This is a genomic window from Paraglaciecola chathamensis S18K6, from assembly GCA_000314955.1.
Classification (GTDB): domain Bacteria; phylum Pseudomonadota; class Gammaproteobacteria; order Enterobacterales; family Alteromonadaceae; genus Paraglaciecola; species Paraglaciecola chathamensis.
On record BAEM01000034.1, the window covers coordinates 102,656 to 119,527 of the forward strand.

15 protein-coding genes are annotated in these 16,872 nt (G+C 43.7%); 2 read left to right on the top strand and 13 right to left on the bottom strand.

The genetic code is table 11. The features are described 5' to 3' along the window. The 13 genes from lpxA to rpsB form a co-directional block, all read right to left on the bottom strand. Positions 1-771, bottom strand: a complete 771-nt coding sequence (lpxA, locus tag GCHA_RS13025) for an acyl-ACP--UDP-N-acetylglucosamine O-acyltransferase (protein WP_007988929.1) — start codon at positions 769-771, stop codon at positions 1-3. Between the two features lies 1 nt (position 772). Continuing rightward, entirely contained in the window at positions 773-1,219 is a 447-nt protein-coding gene (gene fabZ, locus GCHA_RS13030) for a 3-hydroxyacyl-ACP dehydratase FabZ (RefSeq protein WP_007988932.1), read from the bottom strand. Between the two features lie 42 nt (positions 1,220-1,261). After that, on the bottom strand, positions 1,262-2,296 hold the full coding sequence (gene lpxD, locus GCHA_RS13035; protein ID WP_007988934.1) for a UDP-3-O-(3-hydroxymyristoyl)glucosamine N-acyltransferase: 1,035 nt from the start codon (positions 2,294-2,296) through the stop codon (positions 1,262-1,264). A 42-nt stretch (positions 2,297-2,338) separates the two neighbouring features. Then, positions 2,339-2,854 (bottom strand): OmpH family outer membrane protein, encoded by a 516-nt coding sequence (locus tag GCHA_RS13040; RefSeq protein WP_007988936.1) that lies wholly within the window; start codon positions 2,852-2,854, stop codon positions 2,339-2,341. Between the two features lie 54 nt (positions 2,855-2,908). Beyond that, positions 2,909-5,383 (bottom strand): outer membrane protein assembly factor BamA, encoded by a 2,475-nt coding sequence (gene bamA, locus GCHA_RS13045; RefSeq protein ID WP_007988938.1) that lies wholly within the window; start codon positions 5,381-5,383, stop codon positions 2,909-2,911. A 62-nt stretch (positions 5,384-5,445) separates the two neighbouring features. After that, positions 5,446-6,798, bottom strand: coding sequence for a sigma E protease regulator RseP (rseP, locus tag GCHA_RS13050; RefSeq protein WP_007988939.1), 1,353 nt, complete (start codon positions 6,796-6,798; stop codon positions 5,446-5,448). Next, positions 6,798-7,991 carry a 1-deoxy-D-xylulose-5-phosphate reductoisomerase gene (gene ispC / locus GCHA_RS13055; RefSeq protein WP_007988943.1) on the bottom strand — a complete coding sequence of 398 codons (1,194 nt, stop codon included), beginning with the start codon at positions 7,989-7,991 and terminating at the stop codon, positions 6,798-6,800. The genes rseP and ispC overlap by 1 nt, the downstream gene beginning before the upstream one ends. Beyond that, positions 7,991-8,854, bottom strand: a complete 864-nt coding sequence (locus GCHA_RS13060; protein ID WP_007988944.1) for a phosphatidate cytidylyltransferase — start codon at positions 8,852-8,854, stop codon at positions 7,991-7,993. Before GCHA_RS13060 ends, ispC begins: the two co-directional genes overlap by 1 nt. 49 nt (positions 8,855-8,903) lie before the next feature. Next, positions 8,904-9,644, bottom strand: coding sequence for a polyprenyl diphosphate synthase (uppS, locus tag GCHA_RS13065; protein WP_007988945.1), 741 nt, complete (start codon positions 9,642-9,644; stop codon positions 8,904-8,906). 14 nt (positions 9,645-9,658) lie between these two features. Next, entirely contained in the window at positions 9,659-10,216 is a 558-nt protein-coding gene (gene frr, locus GCHA_RS13070; protein WP_007988946.1) for a ribosome recycling factor, read from the bottom strand. A gap of 15 nt (positions 10,217-10,231) precedes the next feature. Then, on the bottom strand, positions 10,232-10,975 hold the full coding sequence (gene pyrH / locus GCHA_RS13075; RefSeq protein WP_007988949.1) for a UMP kinase: 744 nt from the start codon (positions 10,973-10,975) through the stop codon (positions 10,232-10,234). Between the two features lie 268 nt (positions 10,976-11,243). Beyond that, positions 11,244-12,116, bottom strand: coding sequence for a translation elongation factor Ts (tsf, locus tag GCHA_RS13080; protein ID WP_007988950.1), 873 nt, complete (start codon positions 12,114-12,116; stop codon positions 11,244-11,246). 132 nt (positions 12,117-12,248) lie between these two features. Next, positions 12,249-12,980, bottom strand: a complete 732-nt coding sequence (rpsB, locus tag GCHA_RS13085) for a 30S ribosomal protein S2 (RefSeq protein WP_007988952.1) — start codon at positions 12,978-12,980, stop codon at positions 12,249-12,251. 311 nt (positions 12,981-13,291) lie between these two features. On the opposite strand from rpsB, the gene map reads away from it, so the two are divergent. Both map and glnD read left to right on the top strand, forming a co-directional pair. Then, positions 13,292-14,083: a type I methionyl aminopeptidase gene (gene map, locus GCHA_RS13090; protein ID WP_007988956.1), complete on the top strand. Its 792-nt coding sequence runs from the start codon at positions 13,292-13,294 to the stop codon at positions 14,081-14,083. A 159-nt stretch (positions 14,084-14,242) separates the two neighbouring features. Next, entirely contained in the window at positions 14,243-16,855 is a 2,613-nt protein-coding gene (gene glnD / locus GCHA_RS13095) for a [protein-PII] uridylyltransferase (RefSeq protein ID WP_007988957.1), read from the top strand. Positions 16,856-16,872: the final 17 nt, after the last annotated feature.

Sequence of the window (16,872 nt, forward strand, 5' to 3'; positions counted from 1 at the left end):
TTAGCGCACGATACCTCGTGAAGAGGTCGCCACAAAATCCGCCATCATTTTAACTTCAGGCGTGGTTACTGCCATTTCATTTAGTAACTCTACGGCTTCGTCTGCGCGATGGCCGTTACGGTATAATACTTTATATGCACGGCGTAATTGCATGATTACGTCTTTATCAAAACCACGGCGTTTCAGGCCTTCGCTATTGATTCCATGAGGTGTGCTTTTATCACCACCAATCATGACATATGGCGGTACGTCACGCAGTACAATGGCTCCACCTGCGACAAAACTGTGTGAACCGATATGACAAAACTGATGGAACGCAGTCATACCGCCCAAAATCACATGGTCGCCAACGTGTACGTGGCCCGCTAATGTGGCATTATTTGCCAAAATACTGTTGTCACCCACGACGCAATCATGGGCAACATGGGCATAGGCCATAAACAAATTATTTGAGCCGATTTGGGTTAAACCTTTGTCTTGGGTTGTACCACGATGAACAGTCACAGATTCGCGAAAGACGTTGTTGTCGCCTACGACGAGGCGGGTCAGCTCGCCCGCATATTTCTTGTCTTGGCAATCTTCACCAATGGAGCCAAATTGGAAAAAACGATTGTTTTTCCCAATGACAGTATGGCCTTTAACCACCACATGAGATTCAAGCACAGTTCCTGCGCCAATCTCAACATTAGCGTCGATAAGGCAGTAAGGACCAATTTTTACACCCTCGGCGATAATCGCCGATGGATGAATAATAGCTGTAGAATGTATCACGTTATAATTTCCGCATTGCACACATGAATTCGGCTTCACAAACGTCTTTACCGTCTACGCTGCCAACCCCATGAAATTTCCAGATACCACGGCGCTCTTTGATTAGTCGCACATTCATATCTAAACGGTCACCAGGAACAACAGGTTGCTTAAAGCGCGCTTTGTCGATACCAGCATACAAGTATAAGTCGTCGCTGTTTCCTGCTGTTTTAAACCCTAAAACGCCAGCTGCCTGTGCTAACGCTTCTAAAATTAATACCCCTGGAAAAATAGGTTTACCCGGAAAATGCCCCGTAAAACACGGCTCATTGAAGGTGATATTTTTATAGGCTGTGATCGATTCACCTAAAGTGTAGTCAGTAACGCGATCAAGTAATAAAAATGGGTAACGGTGGGGTAAAAGCTCAAGAATCTCTTCAATTCCAAGCTGATTGATATTATTAACCAACAGGTTATCTCCTCAATAAAGTCACCTAATTGGCGAGGCGACTTATTTTAAATGCGATTTTTCGAGTGTTTTGACACGCTGATTGAGGGTGCTAAGGTTACGCAACGCCACTGCATTTTTTCGCCACTCTCGGTTTTCAATAGCGGGCATTCCGGAAGAGTAAACGCCAGGTTTGTCTATGGCCTTGGTGACCATACTCATACCCGTAATATAAACGTTATCACAAATTTCCATATGTCCGTTAATTGCCACCATGCCACCAATCGTACAATTGCGGCCAATAGTAACACTTCCGGCGACAACTGTGCATCCAGCGATAGCTGTGTTCTCACCTATAATCACATTGTGCGCCACTTGGCATTGATTATCGATAATTACACCATCACCTATTATGGTGTCATCAAGTGCACCACGGTCTATCGTACTACTGGCTCCTACCTCGACACGGTCTCCTAAGATAACCGTACCTAATTGCGGTATTTTTACCCAACGGCCTTTGTCATTTGCATAACCAAAGCCATCAGCACCAATAACAGTAGCAGACTGAATCAAACAATCTTGCCCCAGTACAACGCGATGATACAGAGTGACATTTGCCCACAGCTTAGTATTGGTGCCAACACTTACGTCTTTACCAATAAAACAGCCGGGGCCAATTTGTACGTTATCTGCTAGCTTAACACCCGATTCAATAACGGCATGCGCGCCAATACTAACGTTTTCACCCAATTCAACACCATCAGCAATCACCGCTAAAGGTGAAATGCCGTCGGCCGAACGAGGAGTAGAGTCAAGTAATTGTGCTGCGAGTGCAAACCCAACATAGGGATTGTCCATCACTAATGCTGAGCACTGACAATGCGATAAATCTTCAGATTTTAAAATAACGGCCGAAGCGGCCGTTTTTTCAAGCTGGCTACGATACCGACTATTCGACAAAAATGAAATCTGACCATTGCCCGCAGATGCCAAAGTAGACAGTGAATGAATTTTAGTATCAGCACTATCGTTTTGGGCTAAATGTAACGTGGCACCAATTTTATCAGCTAATTGCTGCAAGCTAACTATTTGCTTCAAAGCCAGACCTTTTTATCGATTTTATTTACAGTCCTAATGGACCTATTTAACTTTACTAACCTGCTCTAATACTTTCTTAGAGATATCGTCTTCTGGGTTAATAAATGCAACAGCATTGGCGTTTAAAATAACGTCATACTTTTCTTTTGCTGCAACAACGTCAATTGACTGCTTGATGAAACCTAGCAATTTATTTTGCTCTTCTTTCAAACGGCCTTGTACTTCTTGTTGAAGAGGCTGAGCTTTGGCTGCGTACTCTTCACGAAGCGCATTAATTTTGCCTTCAAGTTCAGTTTTCTCTTTGCTGCTCATCGTCGCAGCATCACGTTGATTTTTCTCGATGTAATACTTAATGTCTTTTTCTAAGCGGCTTACTTCTTCAGTTTGGTCTTTAAACTCCGCCGCTAAGTCCTGCTGAATTGTGGCAGCTTGAGGCATAGATTGGAAAATACCTTGTACGTTAACTGCACCGATTTTCTGTTCTGCCATAGCTGCACTACTGAATGCTGCTGCGCTAATTAACGCCCCTGCTACAAGACTTTTCGTAAATGTTTTCAAAAGATACTCCTGATTTTTAATCGTTATTTTTCTCAGCACTAAACAATACTGGATTTAGAATGTTTGACCAATGTTAAAAGAGAAAAACTTCGTGTCATCCCCTTCTCTTGATTCAATCGCTTTAGAGAAGCTGAATACCATAGGTCCCATAGGCGACAACCATTGTACAGAAAGACCACCTGAAGCTCTATACAACTTATAATCACTGTAATCTTCCAGTGGATCATTGTTAAATTGTTGATTAAGCGTTAGATCTTTATACCGGTCATACCTAAATTCAGTATCCCAAACGTTACCCACATCAATGAACAAGCTTGTGCGTACTGAGTTATCGAAGTCAGCTTCCACAAACGGAGTCGGCACGATGAGTTCCACTCCCCCTAAGATCATGGCGTTACCGCCCAATGAGCGAGATGAAATTGTTACTGTGTCATTTTCTGGGCTACCGTAAATAATATTGCCATCGATGTCGCGAATAGCCGAAGGTGTCAACTGAACACCACGAGGGCCTACAGTATTATTTTCGAAACCACGTAATGAATCATTACCACCTGCACCAAAGTTTTGGTTAAACGGTAGAATCTGGTCAACCCCATTGGCTGTACCATAACCGTTACCATAACCTAACTTCAAGCGAGCCAAGAACGACCAGCGTTGATTGCGTGATAATGGGAAATAAAATTTAGTATCCACTTCAGTTTTGAAATAATTCACGTCCGAGTTCGGCGTTGTGATGCTGAATGATGCTCGTTGCGATGAGCCTGCAGTCGGGAATACACCACGGTTCAACGTAGAACGTATCCAAGCAACTGATGCTAAGAAGCTGTCATATTTGATAGAATCATCAGGGTTGCTTTCGTCAACAAACTGATTATAAAAGCGCGTTGTTTGCTCATACGAGGTACTTTGGAACAACTCTACATTACTATAGGTTAAACCGAAGTTGATGCGATTAAACTCATCAATAGGGTAACCAACGTTGGCCCCCACAGAGTATTGCTTAGAGTTATATTGAATGAAACCTGCGCTTTCACCATCAAACTCACTGTAGCCAACTGAGCCACCTAAGCTAATACCATCGATAGTGAAATAAGGGTCGGTATAAGAAACTTGGGCACTTTTTTGATAAGAAGTCGTGCTTAAATTAAGTGCGATTCGTTTACCTGTACCAAGGAAGTTATCTTGCTGAATACCCGCTTGAAGGCTCAATTTGGTTCTATCGCCATAGCCGATACCCGCATTAAACGAGCCAGATGCTTGTTCTTTAACACTGAAATTAACGTCTACTTTGTCGTCTTCACCAGGCAAGCGGACCGTTTCGAAATCAACTGATTCCATATAGGTCAAACGAGAAAGTGCATTCTTAGATGACTCAAGCGTCGCATTTGATAACCACGCCCCTTCCATTTGTGTAACAGACTGACGTAATACTTCATCAGCGGTACCAATATTCCCTTCGAAGTTAATGCGTCTAACGTAAATTCGCTTACCCGGGTCAACCGACAAGGTCAACTTAACGGTTTTATCTTCTTCATTGATATCAGGAATTGTTGTAACGCTAGGGTAAGCATAACCAAATCGACCAAAATACTTGCTAATGAATTCTTCTGTGTAGGTCACTTCAGCTTGGTTATATAACTCACCTGGGGTAATAGGCAGAACGAGTTTTAGGTACTCTTCATGGCCTAATAACTCGCCCACTAATTCCACTTCGGAAACTTTATATTGCTCACCTTCATCGATATTTAATGTGACGTAGATACCTGACTTTTCGGGAGTCATTGACACCTGCGTTGAGTCAATATCGAATTTTAAATACCCGCGGTCTTTATAGTAACTGGTGACCGTTTCCATATCACCGGTTAATGTTTGTTTCTGATAGCGCGTTTCCGACATGAAATCCCACCAAGGCGCATCGAATTTTAATTCCATTTGCTCAAATAAGGTGGCGTCATCGAAAATGGTGTTGCCGACGATGTTTATTTGCTCAATTTTAGCAGCGTCGCCCTCTTCAAAGAGTAGTTTCAGATCAACACGGTTTCTCGGTAACGGCGTAATGATTGCGCTCACATCAGCATTATATTTACCAATACTGTAGTAGAAATCTTTCAGGCCATTTTCAATAGAGGTCAACACGGTTTTATCCAGTGGTTCACCCAAGCGAATATTGCTGCCGTCTAAACTTTCTTGAAGCTGCTCATCTTTAATGTCGTCATTGCCTTCAAGAATAATATTACTGATGGTTGGACGCTCTTTAACTTTGACCACCAACACGTCACCATCGCGCAACACTTCGATACTCTCAAAGTGTGTCGATGCATAGAGGGAGCGAATGGCTTGTGCAATACGGAAGCTGTTCATTTCGTCGCCGACTTTGACCGGCAAGTAGGTTAATGCCGCTCCGAGGGCCACACGCTGGAGACCTTCGATTTTAATATCAGAGACGACAAATTCACTTTCTTGGGCCGACTTTGCCATACCGGCAACGGATAACATCAATCCTGCAGCAACTAACTGTTTAAACTTCATTTATTAACATTCTTCCTAAGCGCACATATGTTTGTGCTTTTGACCAAACTGGCCGATAAAAATTATAAACGCGTAATGTCGTTAATAATGGCGATACTCATAAACAGGAGTAACAAAACACCACCTATTTTAAAACCAATCTCTTGTACAGAGTCCGGCACCGGTCGACCGCGTAAAAGCTCTATAAAATAATAGAGTAAGTGGCCGCCATCAAGCACCGGAATGGGTAAAAGGTTAATAATCCCCAAATTGACGCTAATTAACGCTAAAAAGCTCAGAAAATATACTATTCCTGAGCTCGCACTCATCCCAGCACCCTGGGCAATGGAAATCGGTCCACTGAGATTTTTAACTGATACATCACCGGTAATGAGCTTTCCTAGCATCTCGACACTCAACGTCATCAACCGCCAAGTTTTGTCGCTGGCTTGAACGATAGCGTCGAACAAACCATATTGGTGTGTAAATAAAACCCCTTTCGGCCATGGCGCTAGCGTTGGGCTTACCCCTAAATACCCAATTTCATTTTCACCATCTTGGCGTGAGCCTAACATGCCGTTTAACCTAACAACACGTTCATCTCGCAACACCTCGATAGCAATATCTGCATTGGGACGCTTTGCAACATAGCTCACTATTTGTTCCCAATTTTCCATGGGAGTTCCATCTACTTGCTGAATTTTATCTCCAACCTGCAATCCTAGCTGCTCCGCCGCCGATTTTTCGGCTACCAAACCAACAACATTCAGGATTTCAGGACGATAAACAGACAAGCCTAAACTATCGATTGCAGAGTCTTCATCCGGATTAAACTGCCAAGTGCTTAAATTTAACACTTTAGTTTGTTCAACTGGGCTATTTGGCAAGGTAACGGTGAGCGGCAGCGTATCATTACCAATATATGAAATCAGCTCAAGATTAACCGCTTGCCAATCAATGGTCTCTCGCTCTCCCACCCGCTTGATAACCGAGCCTTGAACGACTCCTGCTTGTCCGGCAATGCTATCGGATTGTATGTCCCCGATCATAGGCTTAATCGTTTGCACGCCTATCAGGTACATTACGAATAAAGCGAAAATAGCAAAAATAAAATTCGTCAGTGGCCCGGCGGCAATGATAGCGATTCGTTTGAGCACATGTTGGCGGTTAAAGGCGTGGGGTAAATCCTCTTCAGCGACGTCATCGACGCGCTCATCAAGCATTTTGACATAACCACCTAATGGGATCGCGGCAATAACGTACTCGGTGCCTAACTTATCCGTGCGTCGCCACAGCGCTTTGCCAAAACCAACAGAAAAACGCTCTACCTTAACGCCGCAGCGTCTGGCAACCCAAAAATGGCCCCACTCATGCACCGCGACTAAAATACCCAGCGCGATAACAAACGACGCTAAACTCCATAAAAAGCCCAACATCAGCTTGCCTCTCGTGAATAAGATGAAGTGAGCTGCTGTGCTTTGCTACGACATTCCTGATCCCAAGCAACGACCGCTTCAATATCATTAAGCTGACAACCGGCCATTTGTGCTAGGCACTCTTGATTAACTTGAGCAATTTGAGTGAAGCCAATTTGACCAGCTAAAAAAGCCGCCACAGCCACTTCATTGGCCGCATTCAATGCCGTTGTGGCGTATTGACCAGCATTTGATGCCTCGATGGCTAAATATAAATTGGGGTAACGTGCTTGCTCAGGTTCGCCAAAACTAAACTGGCTAACGGTTTGAAAATCTAGTGGTTTCACACCAGAATCGATTCGCTTGGGAAATGCAAGACCATGAGCAATGGGCGTTCGCATGTCAGGATTACCCATCTGGGCCAATACCGAACCGTCACAGTATTGCACCATGGAATGGATAATACTTTGTGGGTGCAATACCACTTTTATATCACTACTTTGCAGGCCAAATAACCAACGGGCTTCAATAAACTCTAAGCCCTTGTTCATCATAGTGGCTGAATCGACCGATATTTTTTGCCCCATATCCCAATTAGGATGAGCACATGCTTCAGCAGGCGTCATATTACATAATGAGGTTAATGGCGTTTCACGAAACGGCCCGCCCGAACCGGTCAATAAAATACTGCTGATGCCACTCGCGCTTAAATCGCCATACTGATAATCGTGAGGTAGACATTGAAAGATTGCATTGTGCTCACTATCAATAGGCAGAATCGTAGCGCTGTGCTCTTTCGCCGCGTTAATAAACAACTCGCCGGACATCACTAAGGATTCTTTGTTCGCTAGTAATACTTTTTTACCCGCTTTGACCGCTGCAATCGTAGGTAGTAGACCTGCCCCGCCCACAATCGCCGCCATAACAACGTCCACCTCATCGGCACTAGCCACATCGGCTAAGGCTTCAGCACCGGTTAACAACTCGGCTTTTATTTCGGCGTCAATAAGGGCTTGTTTAGCTTGCTGATAAGCCCGCGTATCAGACAACACAACATATTTAGGCTGACACAACCTTGCTTGCTCAATGAGCTTGTCTATCTGACTATGGGCAGTTATTGCGAAAACGCGGTATTCGCTGGGGTGACGCAACACCACATCAAGCGTACTTTGTCCAATTGACCCTGTGGCCCCTAATATACAAATATTTTGCATTAAGCCATCCAAGATACGTAGCAAAAGGCGAACACAGGAAAGGCCGCCGTCAGGCTGTCTATGCGGTCCAAAATGCCGCCATGCCCAGGAAGTATGTTGCCGCTATCTTTAATACCAGCACAGCGTTTGAGCATACTTTCGTTCAAATCACCTAATGCTGATACGGCAACGGTTAAACCGCCTATAAGTATGTTTATCCAGATACGGCTGGGATCCACGGCGTAATGAAGCGCTGCGAATGCGATGATTAATGACGATGCGCCTACGCCCCCCATTAAACCTTCAAAGGTTTTGCCAGGAGACACTCTAGGGCGTAATTTCGTACGGCCAAATTTCACCCCGACGAAAAACGCACCTATATCCGCAGCCCATACAATGCCAAGTACGTAAAAAATAAGTGAGGCACCGTAAAAGCTATCAACATCGTACAAACTGGTTCGTAACGATACAATCGCAACCCAGGTGGGTATTAAGGTAAGTAAACCAAAAATGCCTTGAATGCCGCGGCGCGTGCGCCAAAATGAGCTAAAACGAGGATACGCAATAATCATTAATAACGAGATAAACCACCACAAAGCGGCTATACCCAATATGTAATGATAGAGACTGTTTAATTGTCCTTGGTACCATATACTTTCAACATCAATAGCAAAGGTGAAGTAGCTACAAATAGCCACCACAATAAACGTATAAACGGCTTTAGTTTGGCGGGTAACGAAGCCAGACATGTTAGCCCATTCCCATGCACCTAGCCCAAGCACACCAATCATGGCAATTTCGAAGCCAAGCATTGGTAAAAATAAAATTGAACACAGTACGAGTGGTGCTAACACAAGCGCTGTTAGTATACGTTCTCTCAACATAGTGAGCCCTCAGAAACGGAAGTGGAGATAACTGCAAGCAGAACTGTCATTAACTGACCTGTTCGCCCGTCATCCCGTAGCGACGTTGCCTATCTGCAAAGTTATCGATGGCAAGTTGAAATGCATCTTCGTTGAAATCCGGCCAATAAGTATCGGTAAAATACAATTCTGCATAGGCTACTTGCCACAACAAAAAGTTACTAATACGCGTTTCACCACCGGTACGAATAAGTAGGTCAAGTTCAGGCAAATCTGAACAGCATGTATAACGATTTAGCATGGCTTCATCGATTTGTTCACTTTCGAGTGAACCTTCTTTTACCTGCTCAGCTAACGCTTTGGTTGCGTTGAGAATATCCCAGCGACCACCGTAATTTGCAGCAATGTTAAGGATTAACCCATCATTGTTTGCGGTTAACGTTTCAGCGTCCTTGATCTGTTCAACCAATTTTTTATCAAAACGACTGGTATCACCTATCACACGAAGTTTAACGTTATTTTTGTGCAGTTTTTTTACTTCACTGCTCAATACCATTTTAAACAGCTCCATCAGAACACCCACTTCTTCTTGAGGACGATTCCAATTTTCACTGCTAAAAGCGAATAACGTTAATACTTTAATCTTGTTTTTAAGAGAGAAAGACACAGAAGCACGAACCCCTTTGACACCAGCGCGGTGACCAAATGTTCGAATTTTGCCTTTCTTTTTGGCCCAGCGACCGTTGCCATCCATGATGATAGCAACGTGCTGAGGTACGAGTTTACTGGTCGATTGTGATTCTGAATTCATTTATCAGGCAACCACTATACTTCCATTAACTCTGTTTCTTTTGCTGCCAAGATTTCATCGATTTGTTTGACAAATTCATCGGTCAGCTTCTGGATAGCGTCTTCGCCGCGATGGGCATCATCTTCGCTGATTTCTTTTTCTTTCAATAACTCTTTAATGTCACCGTTAGCATCGCGACGGATATTTCGCACGGCAACGCGGCCGCCTTCTGCTTCGTTGCGTACTACGCGGATCAAATCTTTACGGCGCTCTTCAGTCAAAGCAGGCATAGGAATACGAATAACCGTACCCGCACTCATTGGGTTTAACCCCAAATCTGATTGCATAATTGCTTTTTCTACGGCTTGTGCGGCGCTTTTATCAAATACCGTTAACGCTAGCGTGCGCGAGTCTTCAGCAATCACGTTAGCCAATTGCTTTAAAGGTGTAGGCGCGCCGTAGTAAGGCACCATAATGCTGTCTAACAAGCTTGGGTGAGCACGGCCAGTACGAATTTTGGTAAATTGACCGCGTAACGCGACAACGCTTTTTTCCATGCGCTGACGCGCGTCTACATTGATTTCATCAATCATAAAATGTCTTCCTAATTAGTTATCTTGTTTTTCTGGATGGCAAATTACGGTACCAACATCTTCACCAAGCACCACTGCACGTAAGCAGCCAGGCGTATTCATATTAAAAACGCGAATAGGGATATTATGATCCCGCGCTAGGGTAAATGCCGCTAGATCCATCACTTTTAATTCTTTGTCTAGCACTTCAGAGTAAGACAGCTTCTTGTATAACACAGCATCTGGGTTTTTCGCTGGATCTGAATCAAACACGCCGTCCACTTTAGTGCCCTTAAGCACAGCATCGGCCTCAATCTCAATTCCGCGTAAACACGCAGCAGAATCAGTTGTAAAAAACGGATTACCGGTTCCCGCAGCAAAGATAACGACGCGACCTGATTTCAACAAACTAATCGCTTCAGCCCAGTTGTAAGCGTCACATACGCCGTTAAGGGGAATGGCTGACATTAAACGGGCATTCACAAATGCTCGATGTAGTGCATCGCGCATGGCTAAACCGTTCATTACCGTCGCTAGCATACCCATGTGATCGCCAACTACGCGATTCATGCCTGCTTTAGCTAGGCCTTCGCCACGGAATAGGTTACCGCCGCCTATCACTAAGCCAACTTCAATACCCAGTTCAACCAATTCTTTTATCTCTTGGGCCATACGCTCAAGAACTTTTGGATCAATACCAAAGCCTTCTTCGCCCATTAAGGCTTCGCCACTTAGCTTTAGTAAAATTCTACGATAGGCATGTTTAGGTGTTGTACTCATCGGCAGGCTGTTCCTTATTTAACGAATAATGGGGGTCAATAACACTCGGTATAACGTTGTACATCATGGCGTACAGGCATTATCTAAGTAATTCTTAAGCACTAATAGTTCAACGCTGGGCGCGAAACTTAGGTGCTAAGGACTCAGATGTACTGAATTTCACAGTATGTGCCGTTATACAGCTTGGTCCACATATAAAAAGGCACCTCTAAATTGAGGTGCCAATAGTTTATATGACATTAGCTTTACGCAAAAGCAAATGGCGCAATTATTTCTTAGCAGCGGCCATTTGTGCAGCTACTTCAGCAGCAAAGTCTTCTTCTTTCTTCTCAATACCTTCACCTACTTCGAAACGTACGAAGTTGATTACGTCAGCATTTTTTGCTTTAAGCAATTGTGCAACTGAAGTAGAAGGATCTTTGATGAAAGCTTGGCCAGTTAGGCTCACTTCAGAAGTGAACTTGTTCATACGACCTGAAACCATCTTCTCAGCAATCTCAGCAGGCTTGCCTGACTGCATTGCGATATCAAGTTGAATTTCTTTTTCTTTGGCAACAACTTCTTCAGGTACGTCAGTAGGCTTAACGAACTGAGGGTTTGCTGCAGCTACGTGCATAGCGATGTCTTTAGCTAGCTCTTCGTCGCCACCTTGAAGGATAGCGATAACGCCGATACGGCCGCCATGAACGTAAGCGCCAAGGTTATCACCTTCAACAGAGATAACACGACGCGGAGAAATGTTTTCGCCGATTTTAGCAACCAAAGTGTCACGTGCTTCGCTTACTTTAACGCCATCTACAGTTGCATCATTTAGTGCTTCGATATCGTTAAGTTTGTTTGCAGAAGCCACTTCGATTAGTTTGCTACCGAATGCGATGAAGCCTTCGTCACGAGCAACGAAGTCAGTTTCACTGTTCAATTCGATCATTGTTGCTACGCCGTTAGCAACTTTGGTCAAGATAACGCCTTCAGCGGCGATACGACCTGCTTTTTTAGCCGCTTTAGCTTGACCGTTTTTACGCATGTTTTCGATTGCAAGCTCGATGTCACCATTAGCTTCAACCAGTGCATTTTTACAATCTAACATACCTGCAGCGGTACGTTCGCGTAATTCTTTAACTAGGGCTGCTGTCACTGCCATTGTCGTTTCCTCAGCAATATAATGTACTAAAATTAGGATTAAAAAACAGGGGCATCAGCCCCTGTTAAATTTTCATGTCATGCACATTCGTGCATCAACAGACTGACTCAATAGGTAGATTAAAGTAGCTGATTACTCAGCAGCTTCAACAAACTCACCTTCTTCAGCCTGTACTTCAATGTTCTTCTCACGACCTTCGATAACGGCGTCAGCAGCAGAGTTCAAGTAAAGTTGAACTGCACGGATCGCATCATCGTTACCAGGAATGATGTAATCAACACCATCTGGGTTTGAGTTTGTGTCGACGATAGAAACAACTGGAATACCAAGGTTACGCGCTTCGGTAATCGCAATGTGCTCGTGATCAGCATCAACAACGAAAAGACAATCAGGAAGACCGCCCATGTTTTTGATCCCGCCCAAGCTGTTTTCTAGCTTAGCCATTTCGCGTTGCAACATAAGCACTTCTTTCTTAGTGATTTTGTCGAACGTACCGTCTTGGCTTTGTTGCTCTAGATCTTTCAAGCGCTTGATTGACTGACGAACTGTTTTCCAGTTAGTCAACATGCCGCCCAACCAACGCTTGTTTACGTAGAATTGGTCACATTTGATTGCTGCTTCACGAACTGAATCACTTGCTGCACGCTTAGTACCAACAAAAAGGATTTTACCTTTCTTAGAAGCAACGCTGCTGATGTAGTTCAACGCATTGTTGAATAACGGAACCGTTTTTTCTAAGTTAATGATGTGAACTTTATTACGAGCGCCAAAGATGAAAGGTTTCATTTTTGGGTTCCAGTAACGAGTTTGGTGACCGAAGTGAACGCCTGCTTGAAGCATATCGCGCATTGATACATTTGCCATTATATTAGTTTCCTTAATATGGGGTTAGGCCTCCATACATCCCAGGTCTCGATCTGTGCAGACGAATCTTGCACAAACACCCCGAAAACTGTGTCGATGTATGTGTGTTATTAAATATAAGTTAGTCGCTGTAAATAACCGTTTTATGACAACCTCAGAAGAACTTATCATTGAACACTTGTTTCAGCGGGGCGCTTTATATCACGGCGACAAGGGAAATTCAAGTTTACGTATAGATGCTATACACCAGCGCCTTGAAAAGTTAAGATACGGACACATTAATGAACACCCGAAAAAATTAGGACATTGCTTTGCCAGCTACTATAAAAACCGCACAAGAAATTGAAAAAATGCGAGTTGCCGGGCGACTTGCCGCCGATGTATTACAAATGATCGGTCCCCATGTCAAAAAAGGCGTGACCACAGATGAACTCAATCAGCTTTGTCACGATTATATTGTTAATGAACAACAAGCCATCCCTGCCCCGTTGAATTACGGTAACCCGCCGTTCCCTAAGTCTATTTGTACTTCGGTTAACCATGTGATTTGCCACGGTATTCCTGCAGATAAGAAATTGAAGGAAGGTGATAGTGTCAATATTGATGTCACTGTGATCAAAGACGGCTACCACGGTGATACATCAAAAATGTTTGTGGTTGGCAAGCCAAGTATTCTAACCGAACGACTTATTCGTGTTACCCAAGAAGCCCTTTACATTGGTATTAAAATGGTAAAACCGGGAATGCGTTTGGGTGACATAGGTCATGCAATTCAACAACATGCTGAAGGGCATAACTATTCAATTGTTCGTGAATATTGTGGCCACGGTATCGGCGCTAACTTCCATGAAGAACCACAAGTGGTGCATTATGGTCGCCCTAACACGGGTGAAGTATTAGAAGCTGGTATGTGTTTTACCATCGAACCCATGGTCAATGCAGGTAAACGTTACTCAAAAGTGTTACCTGATGATTGGACCGTTGTTACCAAAGATCGCAGTCTGAGCGCTCAGTGGGAACATACCTTATTGGTGACTGAAACTGGGGTTGAAATTCTTACCCTTAGAGACGACGAAGACATTGAACGGGTCATTAATCATTAAGCACTCTTCATAATGTATCCATCTAAGCTTATGATAAATAATTAATTCTTACCTGAATTAGTTATTTGTCATAAGACATCAAATAACGCAGTCTTAAGAGTGTAAATTTATAAGTAAATCGCCACACTATCGCCACAATATTGAATAAAGGATCGTATCTTGTCTTTGCAAACCTTAATAAATCAAGTCCAACTTATTCAATCCACTGACGACATTCCTGCATTTAAAGCCTGCATCAGTGACAGTTACGACTGGCTAGAGAATGAATTCACCCGCGTTGATGTAGACAGTCTTGTACTGGGTCGTGCTGAGTTTGTTGATGCTCTGTTGAGCCATGCCTGGCAGTTACTCGATTTACATAAAGAAACCAAGATTGCCTTGGTTGCGGTAGGTGGATATGGTCGTGGTCAACTGCAACCTTATTCCGACATCGATCTGCTTTTACTAAGCCCAAGTGCGTTAAATCAATCTCAGCAAAATACTATTGGTCAATTCATCACTTTTTTGTGGGACATTGGCCTAGATATCGGGCAATCGGTACGCACCATAAAAGAAACCGTTTCTCTCGCCCGTAGCGACGTCACCATAGCAACAAACCTAGTTGAAGCAAGGCTGTTGACAGGAAATCAAGACACTTTTCTTTCGTTAAATAAAAAACTGCATGGTCGTGGCAATTGGACCAGTAAAGATTTTTTTATCGCCAAGTCCAAAGAGCAACAAATACGCCATTCAAAATTCAAAGGTACCTCATATAACCTTGAACCCAACGTGAAAGAAAGCCCAGGTTGCCTGCGCGATATTCAAAATATTGGCTGGATTGCAAAGAAACACTTCAAGGTAATGAAAGGCACCGAACTGGTTCAGCGCGGATACTTCACCGAGCAAGAATTTGAAGAGTTGCTCGAATGTCGCTCTAATTTATGGCGCATACGCTTCGCGCTTCATCTGCAAGCACAACGCAGTGAAAACCGCTTATTGTTTGACTATCAAAATGATGTTGCCAGCCGCCTAGGTTACGGTGACGACGGTAAAGCATCCGTTGAGCGCATGATGAAATCATTTTTCAGAACGGTTAGGCGTATCAGTGAGTTAAATGAAATGTTACTGCAACGCTTTGGCCATGATGTGTTGCATATCAAAGTCAAAAATCGCGTCATCATCAATCCTAGTTTTGAAATTGCAGACGGTTTACTCGCCACCAGACATGATAATGTGTTTAATGAGCCAGAAGACATACTTCAATGCCTATTGCTCATCGCCGATACGCCGCAAATTGAAGGATTACACTCCAGTGTGCTGAGTCAGTTGCGCTTGGCGCGTCGCAAATTTCATAGTCAGTATTATTGCGAAAACCCGCGCTGTCGTACCTTGTTTATTGAGCTGATGCAGCATCCTGACTTCTTCGGTTTAGGCTGGGATATCATGCATAAGCACGGTATTTTGCAATCTTACCTGCCCCAGTGGGATCACATAGTGGGCATGATGCAATTTGATTTATTCCATGCCTATACCGTAGATGAACATACACATCGTTTAGTGAAAAATGTTTATCAATACAGCCAAGGAAACTCTGGTTTCCCACGTTGTAGCCGTATTGTACGTAACCTAGACAAACCTGAACTGCTGTATATCGCCTCTATCTTTCATGATATCGGCAAGGGCCGAAATGGTGATCACTCTAAACTTGGCGCCCAAGATGTCGCAGAATTCTGCACTATGCACGGCATCAATGATAAAGACGCCGAGCTAATAGCTTGGTTGGTGGAAAGCCATCTGATGATGTCTGTTATTGCCCAGCGCCGTGATATTTACGATCCTGACGTAATAAACGAATTTGCAGGAAACGTGCGCACCCACAACCACCTGAATCATCTTTACGTACTCACCTTAGCGGATATTCGCGCTACGAACGACAACCTATGGAATGATTGGAAGGCGACTCTATTACGTGAACTATATTTGCTCACGCAAAAAGCCCTAGATAACGGCTTAGAATGCAAAGTAGCGTTACAAGATCGAATCGATGAGCACCAGACTAAAGCTAAACGACTACTGGTAAACCGTGGTGTTAATGAAAGCCAAGTAGAACAGTTTTGGAAACGCTTAACGGATGATTATTTTGTGCGCTTCAAGCCCGACCAGATCGCCTGGCATGCCGGTGTTATTCTCGCGGCTCACCCTATGACAGATGATTTCTTGTTAGTTGAAGCCAATGAGCATACCGCTAAGTCGGGTACTGAGTTATTAGTTTACGGTAAAGACAAAATTAATTTGTTTGCTCAGGTGGCCTCCGTGCTTGATAGCAGAAACTGCTCTATTCATGATGCACAAATAATGAAAACCAATGATGGTTACGTTTTTGATAGCTTTATCGTATTAGAGCAATCCGGCGATAGAATTGACTCAACAAGTCGTTTAAGCAGTTTAAAAGAAGCAGTTACCAACCAACTCAACAAGCCAGGGGAAGAGCACCAGAATAGACGTAAAATGTCACGTCAAATGAAACAATTAGACGTTCCCACCAAAGTACGCTTTTACTCTAACCAACCTGACGAGACACTGGTCGAACTTGAAGCGTTAGATGCACCTGGGCTTCTGGCTAAGGTAGGTAACCTATTAGTAGAAATGGAGTTTTCCCTAAGAATGGCGAAAATCGCAACTATAGGTGAACGCGCAGAGGATTTATTCATTATCAGCAATAATGAAGACAAAGCCCTGACCCAAAACCAACAAGTTGAACTTAAAAAGCGCTTATCCGAAACCCTAGACTAATTTGCGATTATTCGAGG

Coding starts and splice junctions, on each gene's coding strand:
- pyrH (WP_007988949.1), bottom strand. CDS start 10,975: ATGAGTACAACACCTAAACATGCCTATCGTAGAATTTTACTAAAGCTA.
- bamA (WP_007988938.1), bottom strand. CDS start 5,383: ATGAAGTTTAAACAGTTAGTTGCTGCAGGATTGATGTTATCCGTTGCC.
- tsf (WP_007988950.1), bottom strand. CDS start 12,116: ATGGCAGTGACAGCAGCCCTAGTTAAAGAATTACGCGAACGTACCGCT.
- uppS (WP_007988945.1), bottom strand. CDS start 9,644: ATGAATTCAGAATCACAATCGACCAGTAAACTCGTACCTCAGCACGTT.
- GCHA_RS13060 (WP_007988944.1), bottom strand. CDS start 8,854: ATGTTGAGAGAACGTATACTAACAGCGCTTGTGTTAGCACCACTCGTA.
- ispC (WP_007988943.1), bottom strand. CDS start 7,991: ATGCAAAATATTTGTATATTAGGGGCCACAGGGTCAATTGGACAAAGT.
- rseP (WP_007988939.1), bottom strand. CDS start 6,798: ATGTTGGGCTTTTTATGGAGTTTAGCGTCGTTTGTTATCGCGCTGGGT.
- frr (WP_007988946.1), bottom strand. CDS start 10,216: ATGATTGATGAAATCAATGTAGACGCGCGTCAGCGCATGGAAAAAAGC.
- rpsB (WP_007988952.1), bottom strand. CDS start 12,980: ATGGCAAATGTATCAATGCGCGATATGCTTCAAGCAGGCGTTCACTTC.